Here is a 19,704-nt window from a genome sequence, read left to right on the forward strand (position 1 = left end):
TGCCTTAGTCATGGAGGGCGTATGCCCCCTGAATCAAATTGATAGAGATGCCTAGAACCAACAAACTATACAAGCATATTTTAATAACTATATAACTGTGTTTTTCGGGAATGCAGGACAGGGAGTGGAATAAAACCATGAAAGTAATGACCATCTTGGGTACAAGACCGGAGATCATCCGGCTGAGCCTTATCATCAACAAGCTGGATCAGTTATGCAGCAGGCATATCCTTGTGCATACCGGACAGAATTTTACAGGCAATCTGAGTGATGTGTTTTTTCGGGAAATGAAGGTGAGAACGCCTGATGTTATTCTCCTGGATAAGCAGCATTCTCTCGGGGAACAGCTGTCAGCGATATTCTCGGGACTTGAGAAACTCATCCTTGCCGAGCGCCCTGACCGTGTCCTTGTGCTTGGGGATACAAACAGCGGCCTTGGAGCCATTATAGCTGAGAGGATGGGAGTCCCTGTCATTCATATGGAAGCAGGCAACCGCTGCTTTGATCTTGAAGTGCCTGAAGAAAAAAACCGCAAAGTGATTGATGCAATCTCTACTTATAATCTCCCCTATACGCCTCAAAGCAGAGAAAACCTGCTGAGGGAAGGAATTCCTTCCAGCAGAATCATCGTGTCAGGAAATCCAATATATGAAGTGCTTCAGCATTATAAAAGCGAAATTAATCAAAGTCCGATACTAGAGGAATTAAAACTGGAACCAAAAAGCTATTTCCTGGCGACTATCCACAGAGCTGAAAATGTTGACCGGGCAGATCGGCTTAAGGAAATCATGAAAGGACTGAATCTTACGGCGCAGAAATTCCAGCTCCGCATGATATGCAGCATCCATCCGCGGACCAGGTCGAAGCTGTCGCAATTAGAATCACTTGATATGCATCCCCTGGTAGAATTTCATGATCCATTTGGTTTCTTTGATTTCGTGAAGCTGGAGAAAAATGCTTTTGGTGCACTTACCGACAGCGGCACTGTCCAGGAAGAATGCTGCCTTTTCCATGTGCCTGCAGTAACCATTAGAAAAACAACGGAGCGGCCGGAAACGATTGAATGCGGAAGTAATATGGTTTCAGGCCTGAAAGCTGAAGACATCCTGAGGTGTGTGGAGGTCATGGCTGCTTCTGACAGGAATTGGAGTTTTCCGGTCGGATATGAACAGCCTTTTGTATCTGATAAAGTCATTAAAGTTCTATTGGGAGGAATGAAAAATGTTTAAGGATAAAACCATTTTGGTGACCGGGGGCACTGGTTCATGGGGATATGAGCTTGTCCGGCAGCTTCTTGAAGAAAGCCCGCAGGAAATCAGGATTTTTTCAAGGAATGAATCCAATCAATTCACCATGAAGCAGGAGTTTGACAATAATCCCCGCCTTCATTTTATTATTGGCGACATCAAAGAAAAGGATGAACTGACTGAGGCCTGCTGCGGGGTGGATTTTGTGTTCCATCTGGCGGCGCTTAAGCATGTCCCTGTTTGTGAGGATCAGCCACTTGAAGCCTTGAAAACGAATGTACACGGCACTCAAAATGTCATTGACGCGGCCATTCATAATAATGTCGAGAGCGTTATCTATATCTCAACGGACAAAGCCTCCAATCCTTCTAATTTCTATGGGCTCTCAAAAGCGATGGGCGAACGGCTTATCATTCATGCCAATACGCTTCCCACTAACACAAAGTTCGTATGCATACGCGGCGGGAATGTGCTTGGAACGAACGGAAGCGTCATTCATGTATTCAAAAAGCAGATTCGGTCAAAAGGGAAAATCGGCATTACAGATCTGGAGATGACAAGGTTCTTTCTGACTCTCGAGGACGCAATCAAGCTTGTTTTCAAGGCGACAAAAGAAAGTGCGGGCGGTGAAATCTTTGTTATGAAGATGCCTGCCTGTAAAATACTGGACCTGGCTTATGTGCTGGCAGATGAAGCCGGGAAGCAGGATATCGAGATCGAAGTGCTCGGGACACGGCCGGGTGAAAAGATCCATGAGCTCCTTCTTTCTGAGTATGAAGCAAGCACAACGGTCATTTTTGACGAGGAATACTTTGTTATTCTGCCGCCCATCCATATTCCGGGGCTGAAAGAAGCCTATTCAGACTGTAAGCCTGCTGAGCTGGAAACCTATAATTCCAGCAAAGGACTCATGGGCCGGAAAGAAATCAAAGAAATCCTGAAGAAGGGCGGTTTTATTCAGTGAAGATACTGATCCTTGGGGGAAGGGGCATGGCAGGCCATATGATGGTTGCCTATCTTAGGGAAAACACTGATTACCAGGTTTTTTTTACCACAAGGGACCGTGCTGATAGGGAAGGCTTTTATCTGGATGCAGCGGATTCACCCATGCTGGAAAAAGTAATAGATCAGCATAGGCCTGATATCATCATCAACTGCATCGGCCTGTTGAATGGCCAGGCAGCTGAGAATCCCAAGCTCGCTTTTCAGCTGAACGGCCTTTTGCCCCACCAGATTGCAAGGTTTGCAGAACGCTATGGGGGAAGGCTCATCCATATCAGTACAGATTGCGTGTTTTCCGGCGGGATAGGCAGCTATAAGGAAGAAGATACACCTGATGGGACATCGATTTATGCCCAGTCCAAGCAGCTAGGGGAAATTGTGGACAGCAGGCACCTGACAGTCAGGACCAGCATTATCGGACCTGAGCTGAAGGATGACGGAATCGGGCTGTTCTTATGGTTCATGAAGCAGCAAGGCAGGATCAATGGGTATACGGAAGCCTTATGGAACGGCGTCACAACACTGGAATTGGCCAAAGCAGTGCGCGGCATGATTGAAACTGGACTTAGCGGCCTGTGCCATCTGGGCGGCGAAAGGAAAATATCAAAGCATGATCTGCTTGTATTGTTCAAGGCGATATTTAATAAGGACGGAGTAGATATCGTTCCGGACAGCGGTTTTGTGCTGGACAGGACCATTGTGAACACAAGAACAGATTTTGACTATCATGTCCCTGGCTATGACGAGATGATCCTTGAGCTGAAAGATTGGATGGACAGACATTGAAAGACGCAAAGAGAATCCTTATTACAGGAGCTTCAGGTTTCACAGGCAGGCATGCCTGTTCTTATTTCAGGAAAAAGGGTTTTTTTACAGCAGCTTCTGTGCATCGCGGAAATTTGCAGGAAAGCGAGGCAGATCAGATAGAAATCTGCAATCTGCTTGATAAAAATTCTCTGGATCAGCTTGTCAAAAAAACCGATCCCGGGTATGTCCTTCATTTGGCAGCCCAAAACCATGTAGGGAAATCCTGGGAGGATCCTTCTTCTTCCTTTGAAGCGAATGTGCTTTCAACACTATATCTGCTGGAAGCACTCCGCAGGTTAAAGCCTGAAGCCAGGGTGCTGGTCACAGGTTCTGCGCTGCAGAGCTGCTCTGAAGATCATCCGCATCCCTACAGCCTTACAAAGTCGATGCAGACATCACTGGCCCGGGCATGGGAGTCTCTTTTCAAAATGGATGTGATGATTGCTAAGCCCTGCAATCTGATCGGCCCTGGGAATTCAAATGGAGTTTGCTCTTTATTTGCAAGCAGGATTGCCAGGATGGAGTCAGGGCTTGAGGAAAAAGTGCTTTACGTAAACAGCCTGCAATCGAGCCGGGATTTCCTGGATGTTCGGGATGCAGTTCGGGCATATGGATTCATATTGGAAAAAGGGGAGCGGGGAGGAATATATGATGTCTCATCCGGATCCTCCCTTACTTTAGGGGATGTGGCCGGCTATTTAAAAGCGTGTGCTAAAACAGATTTTGAAGTAGACAGCAAATCCGCTGATCCGGATTCTGAAAGGTATTCACTGGATCCAGGAAAACTGCAGAAGCTGGGATGGAATCCGGAAATAAGCAGAGAGCAAACCTTTGAGGATCTATTACACTATCAACGTGACATTCTAATCAATGAAGGCAGGCTGAGCTCCAAGGAACAGAAGGGGATGTCTTAATGCAGTTTGCTTAAAAGAAAAGTGTCATATTTCTTACTGACTTCTGCAAATTCTGCCCATAACTCATTAAGATGCTTTATGGTGCCCATGTTTTCGTGATGCCTGTGATGGACCAGCGGAGCATTCAGGAATTGAAAATCTGTATGATGAAGCACGCGGAGCCACATGTCATAATCCTGGGTGTACAAAAGATTTTCATTAAATAACCCAGTTTTTTTAAACAGACTGGACTTCATGATCACAGTGCAGCCGTTAATATGGCAGGATGTTCTTAAAAAAGAATAAAAGGCCTTTTTATCAAAGATGGTCTTTCCGGCAGATTGCTGTATAATGACTGATTGATTATTGATAATATGGAAGTTTGTATAAGAGGCACTGGCATTTATCTTTTTCATATATGCCATCTGCAGTTCTGTTTTACGCAAATCAAAAAGATCATCTGAACTGAGCCATGAAAAATATTCCCCGGTCGAATGCCGGATGCCCAAATTGACCGCACTCGCTGTTCCGCCATTTTCCTTTTCCAGGTAGATGATCCTGTCACGGAAAGGAGCTATTTTTTCAATATGCCTGTCTGAACCGTCATTGACAACGATAACTTCTTTGTTTGGATAAGTTTGATTAACAGCACTCGAAATGGACTGGGCTATATATTCATCATTATAAAAAGGAATGATAATGCTCACTTTAGGCTGTGTCATTGTAAGTGCCCCCTAACATAAATTAACAATAGACTGTTTTATATATACGCCAGAGAATCGAAGGGTATGCGCCGCCTTAGCTTCCGGCCGGCGGGGCATAGACGGAAAAGAGAAAGGATGTTTAGAATGAGAAAGTATACTGCCTGGTGGGCTGTCACATGAAAATCTTGATTACCTCCTTCTATCCCCTCCCGTATCCGGGTGGGATCTGGACATTTGTTTCAAAGCTTAAGGAACGCCTGGAAAGTATGGGGCACAGCATTACCATTCTAAGCCTGAATCAGGACACCCTGAACTACAGGATTCTCGGACAGCCAGAGGAGCTGACAGAACAGCAGGTGTCAGCAGGTTTATATGAAAAGGTAAAAAGGGCTTACCCACAACAGAATACGGGGAGTTATATTTTCCAGACAGAAATATCCAGGGGCTTCTTGGAGCTGGCTGCACTGCATTACGGGCTGGATGGCTATGATGTGATTTATGCGCAGGACGCTATGTCAGCAGGCGTCATCAGCAGGATTAAGCCAAGAGGAGTACCGCTAGTCATGAGTGCCCATGGATATTTATCAGGCGAAATCTTTCACTATCTGAAGAGCCTGCGGCCAGGTGCGCCAGATCAGGAACTTCTCCAGACTGATGTGTATAATTTCTTTCATAATCTGGAAAGGCTGGGCTATAACTCCAGTGACTTAATCCATTCACAATCCGAATGGATGAACAGGTTAATCATTGATGGCTCACAGGTGCCTGCTGAGAAGGTCATGCAGTTTCCGTACGGGATGGAAACTGACAGCTTTATTCGGGCTATTCAAGGAAGCGGAAAACTAAACAAAAGGGGAAAGAAAGTCATTCTATTTACGGGCAGGCTTGTCACTTTAAAAGGTCTGCACTCTTTAATACCAGCGCTTGGCAAACTCTCTAGGGAGAGGCAGGACTGGGAATGCTGGATTCTTGGCGAGGGAAGTATAAGAGCAGAATTAGAACAGGCATGCCGAAAGTTTGGGATTGATGGTTCTGTCAGATTCTTCGGCACAGTCGAAAATGTTCTGCCCTACTTGAATAGTGCAGACATCTTCGTCCTGCCTGGGCTACAGGATACACAGCCCCATTCTGTCATGGAAGCACAGCTTGCCGGCCTGCCGGTTATTGTCAGTGATGCTGCCGGTTTGCCCGAGATGGTCCAGCACCAGGTGAATGGCATGATCTTCCCTGCAGGAAACAGCGAAGTGCTGTTTATGCAGCTCAGAAGTCTCCTGCAGCATGATAAAAAACGGCTTATGATGGGTGTGAGTGCCCTTCATTGGGCAAAAGCAAAATGGAGCTATGATTCTTTGGTTACTAACATTCTTTCCATGTTCAACAAAGCAATCGCGTTAAAGCATCTATAAAAAAGAGCTGGCCTTTATATGAAAGGGCCAGCTTCTTTTTGCTATCTATTTCTGGTCTCCCAGTCAAATCCGATGGAGGGATCATCCCACGGGATCCTTTTTTCATCTGGTGCAGCAGGGTTATAGGATTTTGTCGTACAATACACGACCGTAGCAGGATTCTTGCCTAGCACCCTGTAGCCATGGGCTACTCCTTTGGGAATCAGGAGAATCATGGGATTATTTTCACCCATATAATACACATTGGTTTCACCGAATGATCTCGAGTTTTCCCTCAGATCATACAGGACAACCTGCGCATTGCCTGATGGAAAGAACCAAAGGTCATCCTGCTCTTCATGATAATGGAAGGCCTTGATCACTCCTGGATAGGAGGTCGACCAGGAAAGCTGGCCGAAATGGGACAAAAGGTTTTCATCATCGCGCACCACTTCTGCAAAAAATCCGCGGTCATCACAATGCTTGATTAGCTTTTTCGTTATGACACCCTCAATTTGCATCACTTTCAGCCTCCTTTGCCAAATAGTCGTACAAGGCATCCTTCCAGTTCCTCATAAAAAACCCGCAGCTATTCAATTTCTTATTGCCAAGCACCGAATATGGCGGCCTGCGGGCAGGAAGGCCATAAGCCTCTGTCGAAACGGGTTCTATTTCTGCACCGCTTTTTAAAAATGCCGCAATTTCCTTTGCAAACTCAAACCAGCTGCAGCTTCCCCCGTTGGAAACATGGTAAATGCCGGGAGCCTGCTCTAAAAGAAAATAAACGGCTTCGGCCAGATCTTTTGTGTAGGTAGGAGAGCCCATCTGGTCTCTTACGACCTCCAGTTTGCTTTCGGTTTGCAGCAGCCGGGCGATGGTGTTGACAAAATTCTTGCCGCCATGTCCGTAAAGCCACGAAGTCCTGATAATCAGGGTATCCGGATTGGCAGCCATGGCCAGTGTTTCACCGGCCCGTTTGCTTTCTCCATAAGCATTAAGGGGGAAAGGAGGATCCTGTTCTTCCCACGGGACGGATTGATCACCGGAGAAAACATAGTCTGTGCTGATATGAATGAACCTGGCCTGCAGCCTTTTCGCTTCCCGCGCCAAATAAAAAGGAGCAATAGCATTGATAAGGAATGCTTCCTCTCTTTGGGTTTCACAGAGGTCGACAGCCGTAAATGCTGCCGCATTGATCAGCACTTCCGGCGCCACTTCCTTCATCCGCTCAGCTGTGGAATATGCATCTGTAATATCCCACTCGTCCCGTGAAAATGGTAATACGCTGCATCCAAGCCGGGCAAGTGAGGAAGTCAGCTCCCTTCCCAGCTGGCCGCCAGCTCCTGTAATCGCAACTTTCATCCTGCATATCCTTTCAGCCGGCTCTTATACCAATCAACGGTTCTTTCAAGTGCCTGTTCAAGCGGAGCTTCCTGCTTCCATCCCAGTTCAGACTGGAGCTTGGAAGAATCAATGGCATATCTGCGGTCATGGCCTTTCCGGTCCTCCACATATTCTATCAGGCTGTCAGGCTTCCCGAGGAGGTCCAGGATATGCTTCACAACCTCGATATTTGTCTTTTCATTGCCTCCGCCGATATTGTAGACTTCGCCCAGTCTGCCTTTTTCAAGAATCAGCCGAATGGCTCTGCAGTGATCATCTACATAAAGCCAATCCCTGATTTGCAGACCATCCCCGTATACCGGGATTTTTTCATTATTGAGCGCTTTGCGCACAATGGTCGGTATGAATTTTTCGCTATGCTGGTAGGGTCCGTAATTATTGCTGCATCTAGTGGTGATGACAGGAAGCTTGTAGGTTTCCCGGAATGAACGGACAAGGAGGTCGGAGCTTGCCTTGGTTGCAGAATAAGGATTGTTCGGCATAAGGGGGGAATTCTCTGTAAAAGCGGACTGGCCTGCTTCAAGGGTCCCGTACACTTCATCCGTAGATATATGAATCATTTTTGCCGCACGGCCTTTAAGCATATTTAATAGAAGCTGATAGGTGCCGCTTATGTTGGTCTCAATGAACAGGCTGGCATTCTGGATGCTGTTGTCGACATGCGATTCTGCAGCAAAGTGGATGATGCTGTCATAGTGCCGGTCAAAGGCCATTTCAAGTTCCTGTTCATTGGCAATATTGCCTTTAATGAAACGGAAGCGGGGATGACTGTAAAGTTTCTTCATTTCTTCCGGATGGCTGGCGTAGGTAAGTGCGTCAATGACCGTAACGCTGACGGAAGGATCTTTCAGGGCAAGATGGACGAAATTAAGTCCGATGAATCCCGCAGCACCTGTTACTAGAAGTTCCATGGCTAACTCCTTTCCTGAGTAGAATCAGATTTAATGAGCCTTTCAAGATATTGGCCGTAGTCGTTCTTCTTTAAAGGCTTAGCAAGATCAAGCAGCTGGTCTGCGGTGATAAATCCTTTTCTGTAGGCGATTTCTTCAATGCATGATATACGGATATTCTGTCTGCTCTGGATCGTTTCGATAAAAGAAGAGGCCTCCATCAGTGATTTATGGGTGCCGGTGTCCAGCCAGCTGAAACCCCGGCCAAGCAGCTCAGCCCTGAGGGTACCCTGCTTTAGATATAGCTCATTAACCGAGGTGATTTCGTATTCCCCCCTGGCCGACTTTTCAATGCTTTTTGCAAAGTCGACCACCTGGTTGTCATAGAAATACAGTCCGGTTATGGCATACTGTGATTTCGGCTTCAGCGGCTTCTCCTCAAGTGACACGACATTCTGGTCTTTGTCGAACTCTACCACGCCAAAACGCTCGGGGTCTTTTACCTGGTACCCGAATATCGTCGCTCCTTTGTTACTGCTCACGGCCTGTTCAAGGATTCTGGTAAAATTATGGCCGTAAAAAATATTGTCTCCGAGAATCAAAGAAACAGAATCTTTTCCGATGAAACTTTCGCCGATGACAAATGCCTGAGCGATTCCTTCAGGTTCCGCCTGGATGATGTAGCTCAGGCTGATGCCAAGCTTTGAACCATCTCCAAGGAGGCTTTGAAAGCGCGGGATATCCTCCTTAGTCGAAATAATAAGAATTTCTTTTATTCCTGCCAGCATCAGAACGGAAAGGGGGTAATAGATTAATGGTTTGTCATATACAGGAAGGAGCTGTTTGGAAACTGCTTTTGTCAGCGGATAGAGACGTGTGCCATGGCCGCCGGCAAGTATGATGCCTTTCATGCTGTTCACATCCTTTACATATTGCAGACCTCCCCAGAGTGCTATTCTTCCAGCCTCTTTTTAAAGACTGCAGGCACGCCTGCATATAAAGACTTTTCCGGTACATCATCCTTTACGAAGGCACCGCCGCCAATAATGGACCACGATCCGATTGCCGCTTTTTCTATGATCGAGGAGCCTATGCCGATATAGGCACCTTCCTTTATCGTGACATTTCCGGCTATATTTGCTCCGGGGCCAATGGTTGCATAATCTTCTATTTTATTATCATGGCTGATGTTCGCACCCCGGTTGATGATGACATGGTCACCGATCGTGACATTGGTTGTCATGATGGTTCCTTCACATATAATCGAACCGGAGCCGATTTTATTCCTTTTGGAAATATAAACACCAGGATGTATAAGCGGCGGGGCAAATTGGAAGCCTGCCCTTCGGGTCATTTCTGAGAATCTTTTCTTAAGAGCAGGATTTCCTACACTGGAGCACAGAATATTTGCTTGGTCTTTTAAATGCAGGATATCATTCAATGTTCCAAGCACCTCGATATCATCGACAAAATGCCCTTTCATTTCTGGCCTTTCATCCAGAAAACCCTCTACCTCTATGCCTAACTGCCCGCACAGATGGAGCACTTCACGGGCATGGCCGCCACATCCCCAAAGGATCAGCTTTTTCATTGGCTGAGTCCTTTCGAAAGAACGCCAGCAACCCTGCGGACATCCTCTTTTTCCATTCCCTCCCAGAGGGGGAGACTGAGGATCCTGTCCGAAAGGCTATCGGTTACCGGCATTCCAGTTCTTTTGAATGGAGAAAATAGCTTCTGCTGGTGGCAGGCAGGGGAAAAGTAGGTGCGCGCTTCAATGCCGTCTGCTGCCAGCAGCTTGATATACAGCTCACTATTTTCATTTTCAGGACAAAGGGCGGGCATAAATTGATGGGCAATTGTGCCTTCGGTGTGCTGCAGCTTCCAATTATTCAGGGACGGCAGTGACAGAAAAGCTTCCTTATACCATTTATAAATCTCCTGCCGTTCCTGCACCTTTGCCGGATAGGCATCCAATGTAGCTAGGGCTATCGCTGCTGCATATTCTGACAGCTTGCTGTTTATTCCCAGCTGGACGGATTCCCGCTCTGCAGAAAAGCCGAAATTGCCTGCCCTCCTGAGCTCCTGTATAACGCCTTTGTTCCCGCTGTACAGCAGGCCGCCTTCGCCTATTCCAAAAGACTTGGTTGCATGGAAGCTGAATACACTTACTCCCGGAAAGTCTCTTGAAAATGCGCCTTTTTTGCCGAGGGAGCCGAAGCAGGGAGCTGCATCAATCACTACAGGAATGCCAGAATCATGAAGCTGAATATAGTAATCTAAATTTAAATTAGTGCCAAAGGTCGCATATGGGACAACGACCGCTGTCTCGTCCCCAAGATTGTCCAGTGCTTCTGCAAGCAGGGACTCATTCATGCACCAGCTGTCTTCATCAACATCAATGAAAAAAGGCTGCAGTCCGCACCACATGGCCGCCAGGGGCGTTGCTGAGAAGGTAAAGCTTGGCATGATAGCATAGCGGCCTTCTTTGCGCATGCTGCCGCTTATTGCCAGCATAAGGCCGATGGTAGCATTGTTCACTGTAAGTGCTCCGCCATTTCCTTCAAAATACTCTGCCAGAACCCTGTCCTCGAACCTGGTGTTTAAAGGGCCGTAGTTGCTGTACTTTCTTGTTTTTTCAATTTGTCCAAAATAATGTGAATATGATTCCAGTTTAACAAGATTTGGCTGTAAAAACGGAATGTTTTTCATAAGGATCCGGACCATCTCCGTTTCTTGGATATGTGAAAGGGAAGAGTCGCCGTCAAGAACTGAAGAAGGTAAGCTGCCACTAAATTGACCACTCCAACAAGGATACAGGGTTAAATGTACGACCTTTTCATGAAGTATCCAACAAAACAATGGGTTAGGTGCTTTTAGGGAAGAGAGCCTTGCATTCATTGACGCTTAAATTCCCATAGAAGCACTGCGGATTAAGGTACTTGTAAAAGGGTGAGATATTGAAGCTGAGGCTGGTTACTCTCTTTTTTCACCATATTATATTATGATGATTTCCCTGCAAAAGTTCATCACATCACTTTTTTTGATGCATTTGCGTATATGGAGGGGGATACTTACATAAATTGTGTATTAAATCATCTATTAAGAGAAAGGTCCTCTTAAACTTCACCAGAGCGGTCCTTACTTTTTTTAGAATAATACATGAAATGGGTATAGGAGATGCACCAGAAATCTTTAAGAACTGGAAAGCAGTAATTTTCTAGTCTTTCTTGGGACTCCTTTTCGTTTTAGCTTGTCGATGTGGGACTTTTCAGTGCAATAAACAGCCAGAATTCCGGAATACGGCAAGCTGGTCTGAGGCATTTTCGGTGAAGCTGCTCCTTTGTTTGGAGATGAAACGACAGATCCTTCGGATATTGGTGGTTACCATACTTATGATTACATAAGCCCTTTTTAAAAACTGATTCAAGTGGCTCCCGATTTTCTTGAAGGTTCTAAGAGCAAAGGGAAAGCTGATAGAGTGATATGGAATGGCCTTAAGAAAGCCGGTGCAACTTCCTTTTTAATTGGAAGCTGCACCGGCTTGATATCTTTCTAAGGGTTGCCTTATTTTTAGAAAATAGGCTAATAGTGCTTCACATAAACCAAAGAATGAATACTATGGGGTGAGGAAGAAATGAGAGTATTTTTTTCTCGTTAATAAGATATATTGCCAGTCAAGTATATAGAAGGTTTTTAAATAAAATTTACCATCTATTACAAAGAAGATGTCTTGATAACGAACATGGATCTGACGGTTAATGAAATATTTTGATAGAAGGAGGTTTGGTATATGTCAGTCATTTCAACAGGACCAATTGAAAACCCAGCAGTTGGCGGTGTTAGGCAGGTTACACAAATTACTGTAATTGCTGATAACAGAAGCTCCGCGAGTGCTTCTTCAGTCCTTATTCAGGGCTACATTTTAAATGGGACAAGAACTCTTTATGTTTCAGAAGTGGTGAACCTTGCAGCAAATCAGGTGGCTACCCGAACATACTTTGGAAATGTAGAAGCATTTGAATTTGTCTTTACGACTAGCGGGCCAGCGGAAGCCAACACCCAGATTTCTCTTTGGGGCAAATCAGCATCGGGTGCTATCACTTTCACACAGCGGCTTGTATCTGATGAAATTTTGGGCCAGTTTTAAAAGCTTATCAAATTATAAAAATCTTAAGCCATTAACAGAAACATGAATTGCAATGGGCAATTCATGTTTTTAATAAGGAAAAAGGAGGGAAGACATTGGCGGTACTTTCCACAGGTCCAATAGCTAATCCTTCGGTTGCAGGAGCGAGGCTTACCAGGACGGTTTTAATCAAGCTTGATAATAGGGATAATGCAAATTCTTCTATGGTTTTAATTCAAGGATACAGCCTTAATGGTTCGAGAATTGCTTATATTCGGGAACAAGTGATCCTTGCTCCAAATCAGGTAGTGACACGGGAATATTTTGCGAACCTAAATGCGTTTGAACTCGTCTTTAATACAAGTGGACCGGCTGAAGCAAACACTCAAGTATCTGTCTGGGGCAGAGATGTTTCGGGGCAGCTGGTGGCTGCACACGCTCTTGTCTCTGATGAACTATTAGGATCTAATGGATCTAATCAAGGAGCTCAGGGGCCCCAAGGATCAACTGGAACTCAGGGAGCTCAAGGGCCACAAGGGGCTACAGGCGTGACTGGATCCCAGGGAGCTCAAGGGCCGCAAGGGACCACAGGTGCAGCGGGTGCACAAGGCCCACAAGGCGTGACAGGGGCTCAAGGTGCGGCAGGTCCTCAGGGAGAACAAGGGCCACAGGGAGCAACCGGTGCCCAAGGTGTAACTGGTCCGCAAGGAGAGCAAGGACCACAAGGAGCAACCGGTGCTCAAGGTGTCACTGGTCCTCAGGGAGAACAAGGACCACAAGGAGCAACAGGGGAACAGGGTGTAACTGGTCCTCAAGGAGAGCAAGGACCACAAGGAGCAACAGGTGACCAAGGAGCGACAGGTCCGCAAGGAGAACAAGGGCCACAGGGAGCAACAGGAGCTCAAGGTGTCACCGGACCTCAGGGAGAACAAGGACCACAAGGAGCAACAGGAGCTCAAGGTGTCAATGGTCCTCAGGGAGAACAAGGCCCTCAAGGAGCAACAGGGGAACAGGGTGTAACTGGTCCTCAAGGAGAGCAAGGGCCACAAGGAGCGACAGGTTCGCAAGGAGAACAGGGACCACAAGGCGCCACTGGATCTGAAGGTGCAACCGGACCGCAAGGAGAACAAGGACCACAGGGAGCAACTGGTGACCAAGGAGCGACAGGTCCGCAGGGAGGACAAGGCCCTCAGGGAGCAACCGGTGCCCAAGGAGCAACCGGTCCTCAGGGAGAACAAGGCCCTCAAGGAGCAACCGGTGCCCAAGGTGTAACTGGTCCTCAGGGAGAACAAGGCCCTCAAGGAGCAACCGGTGCTCAAGGAGCGACAGGCTCGCAAGGAGAACAGGGACCACAAGGAGCAACTGGATCTGAAGGTGCAACCGGACCGCAAGGAGAACAAGGACCACAAGGAGCAACTGGAGCTCAAGGAGCTACAGGTCCGCAAGGAGAACAAGGGCCACAGGGACCTCAAGGTATAGGGTCTGCTCTTGCTTTTAATAATATCTTTGGTTCAGTCGCTGTACCTGTCACTCCTCCTACTGAAACACCCGTTATCTCAGTTTCTACTCCTGTTACAGCTGGCCAAAATGTAAAAATCGATTATACCTTGGCAATAGAAGCAAATGCAAACAATAATAATACACTAAATACTTTAATAAGATTATATAGGGACGGTGATTTGATAGTCACTAGGGGATTGAATAGAACTTTAACATCTGCAGGAATTCAGAGATTTATTGTAGCTAACACATATATTGATACAGCCCCAAATACTACTACTTCAACATATGAATTGAGAGTAATTAACACAGTTGCTACTAATGTAACTTCTGTCATAGCTGATAATAGGTTTATGAATTTAATTAAATTTTAATAGATGATAAAGGCAGCCACTTAAAAATGGCTGCCTTTTGACTTAAATATTTAGAAGCTAAAAAGGCTTTAGAATTGCATGAAAGCCAAGAAGTCGATATTCCATATATGGTTCAGGGCTAATATGTTTCCGTAATGATTTCTCCTCAGGAAGAAAAAAAAGAAATCAGCCTAAATCAAGGCTGACCAAAAGGGAAAATTTAGCTGATAAATACGATTTTTTCTTTGCACGATGCACAATACTTGCCGTATTCAATATAAAACTCAATCGGATCTGCTGGTTCCATCGGCCACCAGCGGATGCTGCCGGAAGGCGCTTTGGAGGCGAAGAGATTGATGTCTGGAGGTACGTCTCCGATGATTATTACTTCCATATCGCTGAATCCATTATCCAACCCTTTATTTAATGTCTGGTACAGCTGTGCATGTTCTTTCTTTTCTGATGAATAGGGGATTGGGAATATGATTGATCTTTTCGAATCGTCTTCATGAATAATATGTGCCGTTTTCCTGGCAGGGTCGTCTGTTCCGGTCTCCCAGATCCTGCTGTAGGGCACTTGCTCCGGCATATCCAGATTTTTAATCTTTTCATAGATTCGTTCGTGATAGTAGTTCTTCAGCTCCCTGACCAGAATCTGTATTTGTCTGTTCCTTGTAAAGGTAGAATTATTGCCGCCTTCGTTTCTGTACTGAATGTAAAGCAGGTCAGGAACAGAGGCGTATTTAGTAGATAAGAACGTCCTGACTAAAAGGTCATAATCATCGCTTACAAGAAGCTCTTCCCTATGCCCCCCTACAAGATGATAGCATTCTCTTGTCCAGGCGCGGGGGTGGTTAGGCAGCCCTACCAGATGGCGGATCGTATTGCCATTAATAGTTGTATGGCGCAGGATATTTTGCCAGCGGTTCATCGAGGGAAGCCAAATCCGGTAATAGACGCTGTAGCCAAACCCGCAGTCCCAGCCATACCAGTGGGCATGAAGATTTTCTGCAAACACCTCTGAACAGTCTCCATAAACAAAGCCGCAATCCGGATTCTCCTGGAAGGCACGTACTATTTTTTCCAGGCAGTCGGGAGTAAGCTCATCATCATGGTCGACCTCTACAAGAATTTCGCCGGTGCAAAGGCCTGCTGCATATCTTTTGATTGATCCAATATAGCCATTATAGCTGTCCTGCCTGTATCTGCGGATTCTTGGATCATCCATCTTGCTTAAATATTCCCGATAGGTTTCTTCATCATCACCTGAATCATCGACTATAACCCATTCCCAGTTATCATAGGTCTGTCCCAGCAGTGATCTAAATGGCCGCTGAATTTTTTCTTTTGATCTGTAGGCAGCTGTAAACACAGATACAAGCGGTTTATCAGATGTGAATTTTGTCGGCGGCACGGTCTTGTCTTCAGGAAGCGGATCCGTTGACGAGAGCCAGCAATAAAAAAGATTGCCAGGTTCGATTTCTTCTGGGGACTTAAAATGGAGCCAGCGTTTCTTTTCGTGTTCTGGCATGGCAATTAGTCCCGGAAATTGTCTCCAGTCGCTGCCGATTGAAACATAAATTCTCGGCAATTTTGTGTGGATGTCATTAGGAGTATCTTCCCTGCCGCGCATAATGGTAAAGATATGATCCTCGTGCAATTTTGCTTGAAGGGTACTCATTTTGTCCAAAGGCACATCTTCTGCAACAAAAAAATAAGCCTTCAGCAAAGGGGTCATGTTATCCTGCATAGGTTATCTCCTATTCTATAAAGTGGCGTACTCTTCTATTATCTATATGCAAGCCCTCAGCCTTGTTGCAAAATCTGGGGAAGGGCGGATTTTCAGCAGATACTGGCAGAGGTCCGAACATGGGGAGAGGCTTATGAATAGAATAATTAAATCGAGAAATCTATAAGCGACCGGAAGGAGATTTTCTATGCCTTTGCCCCTTGTGAGCATTCTCATTCCTGCCTATAATCGGCCGGATACCCTGAAGACAGCGGTTGAGAGTGCCCTTAAGCAGACATACCCCTGTATAGAAATCATTATATGTGATGACAGCTCCGACAGCAGGGTTCAGGAGATGGTGTCATCCTGTTTCAGCAGTGTGGACAATATCCGCTATTATAGAAATGAGAAAAACTTATTTTTGAAGAATTGGCATAAGCTGTTTGACAAGGCTTCAGGGGAATATATAAATTATCTGATGGATGATGATGTTTTTGATAAGAACAAGATAGAGAAGATGATGCACTTTTTTCAGGAGTTTCAGGATATAAAGCTAGTCACCTCCTATCGACAGACAATTGATGAGTCCGGGAATTGGCTGGCTCCTTTGTATGCAACAGAAAGGCTGTTCCAGGAAACCAGGGTGATGGATGGGAAAGTTTTTGCAGATATGGCCCTTTCCCGATGTTTAAATATCATAGGGGAGCCGACGACTGTTTTGTTTAAGAGGGAGGATTTAAAAGTGCCGTTTGGTGTTTTTGCCGGGAAACAATATTCACTTCTCAATGATATGGCTGCATGGCTAAACCTTCTTTCAGCTGGCAAGGCTGTATATATTCCGGAGCCGCTCAGTTTGTTCCGCCTTCATGCCAGCCAGAATAATAATGTTCTTGGTCCGTCTGCGTTCAGTGAATGGCTGGATCTCATGGTTGCTGCAAGGGAAAAAGGTTTTCTATCCCTGGATGAACTTTATAAGCAAGGCCTATTAAACTATCGGTTCCGGGTAGCTGGCATTGAAAGGTACATCCAGGATATCAACCGGATTGATCAAATTTTGCAATGCTTATAGCAGGAGGGGAGGGGGACTTATGATCAATCAGGCTGCTGATAAGGTACTTGTTTCAATTATAATACCGTATTACAACTGCCAATATGTCGGGAGGGCTGTCGCAAGTGCACAAAGGCAAACCTATCCCAATATTGAAATCATTGTAGTGGATGATGGCTCTACCCTGTATATGGAACAGCTGGCCCCATATATGAAGGGCATCAGATATATTAGGAAAAGCAATGGAGGAACGGCTTCAGCCCTTAATGAGGGAATCAGGCATGCAAGGGGAAATTATTTTGTCTGGCTGAGTTCTGATGATGAATTGCAGCCCGCAAAAGTCAGAGCTCAGCTCGCTTTTATGCAAAGAAGAGGGTACATGATTTCATTTACCAATTTCAATAAGATTGACAGCCAGGGAAGGCTGATCGCTGCTTCACTCAATAAAAAATATACTGACCAGCTTACCTTTTACCGGGACTTGAAGGAATTTTGCCCAGTCAATGGATCAACCGTCATGGCCCATATGAGTGTAATGAGAAATATAGGGGCATTTAATGAGAAGCTGCAAAATACACAGGATTATGAAATGTGGATGAGAATCGCTCTGCATTATGAATTCGGATTTCTCGATGTCCCATTAACACATTATCGGGTCCACGAAAAAATGGGCAGCAAACTGCGTTCAGATGTATCCAGCGTGGAAATAGCCGCCCTTCAGGAAATCTACAGGCCCAAAATTGCTGAACATATAAGAAAGCTCGAAGCAGCGTCAAGATGAAGCTCTGTGTCAAGGATTATGTCGAAAAGATGGCCCTGGAGTCATCTTTTTTTATGAGAAAAAAGCATCCGGAAGATGCACGTGTTCTAGTGGTGTTTAAAGCTTTGTGAGGCTCTCGCTCTTCCGGATTCCAGCTTTGTGACTAAAGCCATAAGGAGGTCCATTTGTTCTTCCAGCTCTGCAATCTGCTGAAGGCATAGGGATATGGAGGCAGAGTATTCGTATACCTGGGTTTGGAGTTCTTTTAGCCTGTTTGCATTATTGGAAGCTTCAGTTAAGCGCTCGAATGAAGGGGAGGAAGCCTCAGAATTTGCTATGGGATCTTGTTTAGCTGCTTTAAGTTGCATCTGAAGTTTTAGAAGCTCATTCATGGTAAAGTGATGCTGGTTCGCTAATTGAGAATTTTCTTCAAGCAATCTATTTTGTTCAGCCAACATAATTTGGTGCTCACTTTGGTTAATTTCTAGAGTCTTTTTTGATTCCCCCAGCTCATTTCTTAAGTCAATCAATTCTGCCTGTTCATGTTTGGCAGTTTCTCTTAGCTTTTCCAGTTCTGCCTGCAGGCTATCTGTCTCCTCGTCACGGAAAATAAGCGTTTCTTCCAGTTCTTTTATCTGCCTGTCACTTTCTCGGCTATCCTTTTCGAGTTCTATAATATATTCCTCCAAATCACTGATGGAGGAAAGGTTATTTTTGGTATGTTCCTCAAGCTTGCGGGCAAAAGCATTTCTTTCTTTTTCGAGACACTCCGCTGATTCATCCAATTCCTTCCTGAGGCGCAGGTTTTCTTCTTTCAGCTGTTCTAACTGGCTGTAATGATAATCATCCTGATATTCTTTTACTTTTGCTTTATATCGGGAAAGTTCGGAGTTGAGGTGAATGATTTTCTGCTGAAGCATTCGGTAATCATCTTCTCTATACACGCTTGATCGAAGCATTGATGCCACCTCTTCTTTCTGGGCTGTGATGGTATTGCCATCTTATGCTGACACACATCAGGTGTGACAAAAAACAAAACCTGGCCGGTGGCAGGTTTTAAAAAGAGAGCGATATGCTGTTGCTTGATGAGAATCTGTATTTTCCTTCATTAAAATAGACAAACGCCTGTATCAGTATTGAAGAGTTCTCTTCGGGCTCTTTAATAGACAAGTTTAGGGCGTTGAAAGCATTTGTTTCCCCAGGCAAAATTTCTAGCTGAGGGATGGAAGTGATCCAATATTCGCCTTTTGCTTTCACTCTATCCCGCCAATCGTCATAAACATATTTCCAGCCTTTATCCCCCCCTGTCCCTTTGACGGCCAACCCTTCGACCATCTTTGGAGGGAGGATCTGGCCTTGTAATGAGATTCCTTTTTGCGGCGGTATTTTAATACATATTACAGGATCAATGAGAGCGGAGTTCCCCGTATTCTTCATAAACAATGCACCGTTTATCATGACTTCACGTACAGTTTCTTCTGTTCGCGGAAGGAGGACGGTGTAATTCATTACTATATCGGCATCGGCCCTGGATTCCTTCTGTTTAAAGATCTGGCCGGATTGCGCTTGCTGCACAGCTGGCTTTTCAGCAGCCGGCCGCTGCACAGATGGCTGCTGCTCGGCTGTCTGAGTGTCCGGCAATAAAAATCCCCTGATCATGTTCTTCATGACAGGGAGCGGCAGGAAGGCCCCTCTTTGTTTTTGGCCTTGCCGGCTGGAGTTGGAATAGCAGACTATCGCACGTACCATTATAGAAGCAAGATCCCTGTTGGAGTTTTCTTAACTATACTATAATAATTACAGGATGGAATGTTTAATATATAACGTTTTATCCTCTTTTTTATTCATAATATACT

Annotated in this window: 18 protein-coding genes and 1 pseudogene; 9 read left to right on the forward strand and 10 right to left on the reverse strand. The window is 45.5% G+C overall.

Annotation, left to right across the window (positions count from 1 at the left end; translation table 11 throughout):
* Positions 1-137: 137 nt before the first annotated feature.
* The 4 genes from wecB to RBB45_RS24010 are packed head-to-tail and all read left to right on the forward strand — an operon-like array spanning position 138 to position 3,970.
* Positions 138-1,229: a non-hydrolyzing UDP-N-acetylglucosamine 2-epimerase gene (gene wecB / locus RBB45_RS23995; protein ID WP_022543807.1), complete on the forward strand. Its 1,092-nt coding sequence runs from the start codon at positions 138-140 to the stop codon at positions 1,227-1,229.
* Entirely contained in the window at positions 1,222-2,211 is a 990-nt protein-coding gene (locus RBB45_RS24000) for a polysaccharide biosynthesis protein (RefSeq protein WP_009790838.1), read from the forward strand. The genes wecB and RBB45_RS24000 overlap by 8 nt, the downstream gene beginning before the upstream one ends.
* On the forward strand, positions 2,208-3,035 hold the full coding sequence (locus tag RBB45_RS24005; RefSeq protein ID WP_306010472.1) for a dTDP-4-dehydrorhamnose reductase family protein: 828 nt from the start codon (positions 2,208-2,210) through the stop codon (positions 3,033-3,035). Before RBB45_RS24000 ends, RBB45_RS24005 begins: the two co-directional genes overlap by 4 nt.
* On the forward strand, positions 3,032-3,970 hold the full coding sequence (locus RBB45_RS24010) for an NAD-dependent epimerase/dehydratase family protein (protein WP_224951879.1): 939 nt from the start codon (positions 3,032-3,034) through the stop codon (positions 3,968-3,970). The genes RBB45_RS24005 and RBB45_RS24010 overlap by 4 nt, the downstream gene beginning before the upstream one ends.
* Here RBB45_RS24010 and RBB45_RS24015 read toward each other — a convergent pair.
* Complete coding sequence (locus tag RBB45_RS24015; protein WP_224951881.1) at positions 3,967-4,671, reverse strand: glycosyltransferase; 705 nt, start codon at positions 4,669-4,671, stop codon at positions 3,967-3,969. The two genes, RBB45_RS24010 and RBB45_RS24015, sit on opposite strands and share 4 nt — an antisense overlap.
* Positions 4,672-4,829: 158 nt before the next feature.
* On the opposite strand from RBB45_RS24015, the gene RBB45_RS24020 reads away from it, so the two are divergent.
* Positions 4,830-6,059, forward strand: coding sequence for a glycosyltransferase family 4 protein (locus RBB45_RS24020; protein ID WP_306010473.1), 1,230 nt, complete (start codon positions 4,830-4,832; stop codon positions 6,057-6,059).
* Between the two features lie 41 nt (positions 6,060-6,100).
* Here RBB45_RS24020 and RBB45_RS24025 read toward each other — a convergent pair whose 3' ends face one another.
* The 6 genes from RBB45_RS24025 to RBB45_RS24050 are packed head-to-tail and all read right to left on the reverse strand — an operon-like array spanning position 6,101 to position 11,041.
* The gene (locus tag RBB45_RS24025) at positions 6,101-6,559 is read right to left on the reverse strand and encodes a dTDP-4-dehydrorhamnose 3,5-epimerase family protein (protein ID WP_009790843.1); all 459 of its coding nucleotides are present in this window, start codon (positions 6,557-6,559) and stop codon (positions 6,101-6,103) included.
* Positions 6,549-7,400: a dTDP-4-dehydrorhamnose reductase gene (gene rfbD, locus RBB45_RS24030; protein WP_224951884.1), complete on the reverse strand. Its 852-nt coding sequence runs from the start codon at positions 7,398-7,400 to the stop codon at positions 6,549-6,551. Before rfbD ends, RBB45_RS24025 begins: the two co-directional genes overlap by 11 nt.
* Positions 7,397-8,353 (reverse strand): dTDP-glucose 4,6-dehydratase, encoded by a 957-nt coding sequence (rfbB, locus tag RBB45_RS24035; RefSeq protein ID WP_148949544.1) that lies wholly within the window; start codon positions 8,351-8,353, stop codon positions 7,397-7,399. Before rfbB ends, rfbD begins: the two co-directional genes overlap by 4 nt.
* Positions 8,354-8,355: 2 nt before the next feature.
* Positions 8,356-9,243 carry a glucose-1-phosphate thymidylyltransferase RfbA gene (gene rfbA / locus RBB45_RS24040; protein WP_224951885.1) on the reverse strand — a complete coding sequence of 296 codons (888 nt, stop codon included), beginning with the start codon at positions 9,241-9,243 and terminating at the stop codon, positions 8,356-8,358.
* A gap of 41 nt (positions 9,244-9,284) precedes the next feature.
* Complete coding sequence (locus RBB45_RS24045; RefSeq protein WP_224951886.1) at positions 9,285-9,923, reverse strand: acetyltransferase; 639 nt, start codon at positions 9,921-9,923, stop codon at positions 9,285-9,287.
* The gene (locus tag RBB45_RS24050) at positions 9,920-11,041 is read right to left on the reverse strand and encodes a DegT/DnrJ/EryC1/StrS family aminotransferase (RefSeq protein WP_224951888.1); all 1,122 of its coding nucleotides are present in this window, start codon (positions 11,039-11,041) and stop codon (positions 9,920-9,922) included. The genes RBB45_RS24045 and RBB45_RS24050 overlap by 4 nt, the downstream gene beginning before the upstream one ends.
* A gap of 1,081 nt (positions 11,042-12,122) precedes the next feature.
* On the opposite strand from RBB45_RS24050, the gene RBB45_RS24055 reads away from it, so the two are divergent.
* Together RBB45_RS24055 and RBB45_RS24060 are read left to right on the forward strand one after the other, a co-directional pair.
* Complete coding sequence (locus tag RBB45_RS24055) at positions 12,123-12,479, forward strand: hypothetical protein (RefSeq protein WP_224951889.1); 357 nt, start codon at positions 12,123-12,125, stop codon at positions 12,477-12,479.
* Positions 12,480-12,682: 203 nt separating this feature from the next.
* Positions 12,683-13,936, forward strand: a pseudogene (locus tag RBB45_RS24060) (collagen-like domain-containing protein); the annotation flags it as partial.
* Between the two features lie 595 nt (positions 13,937-14,531).
* Here the strand turns inward: RBB45_RS24060 and RBB45_RS24065 are convergent.
* Positions 14,532-16,061, reverse strand: a complete 1,530-nt coding sequence (locus RBB45_RS24065; RefSeq protein ID WP_306010474.1) for a glycosyltransferase — start codon at positions 16,059-16,061, stop codon at positions 14,532-14,534.
* A gap of 187 nt (positions 16,062-16,248) precedes the next feature.
* Between RBB45_RS24065 and RBB45_RS24070 the strand changes: the two genes are divergently transcribed.
* Together RBB45_RS24070 and RBB45_RS24075 are read left to right on the forward strand one after the other, a co-directional pair.
* Positions 16,249-17,109 (forward strand): glycosyltransferase family 2 protein, encoded by an 861-nt coding sequence (locus RBB45_RS24070; RefSeq protein ID WP_306010475.1) that lies wholly within the window; start codon positions 16,249-16,251, stop codon positions 17,107-17,109.
* Positions 17,110-17,128: 19 nt separating this feature from the next.
* Positions 17,129-17,869 carry a glycosyltransferase family 2 protein gene (locus tag RBB45_RS24075; RefSeq protein WP_306010476.1) on the forward strand — a complete coding sequence of 247 codons (741 nt, stop codon included), beginning with the start codon at positions 17,129-17,131 and terminating at the stop codon, positions 17,867-17,869.
* Positions 17,870-17,955: 86 nt separating this feature from the next.
* Here the strand turns inward: RBB45_RS24075 and RBB45_RS24080 are convergent, their stop codons facing one another.
* Together RBB45_RS24080 and RBB45_RS24085 are read right to left on the reverse strand one after the other, a co-directional pair.
* Positions 17,956-18,807 (reverse strand): coiled-coil domain-containing protein, encoded by an 852-nt coding sequence (locus RBB45_RS24080; RefSeq protein WP_306010477.1) that lies wholly within the window; start codon positions 18,805-18,807, stop codon positions 17,956-17,958.
* Between the two features lie 97 nt (positions 18,808-18,904).
* Positions 18,905-19,597 (reverse strand): hypothetical protein, encoded by a 693-nt coding sequence (locus RBB45_RS24085; RefSeq protein WP_306010478.1) that lies wholly within the window; start codon positions 19,595-19,597, stop codon positions 18,905-18,907.
* Positions 19,598-19,704 lie beyond the last annotated feature (107 nt).

This window comes from Bacillus sp. MMSF_3328, from assembly GCF_030733525.1.
GTDB classification, from domain to species: domain Bacteria; phylum Bacillota; class Bacilli; order Bacillales; family Cytobacillaceae; genus Bacillus_AB; species Bacillus_AB infantis.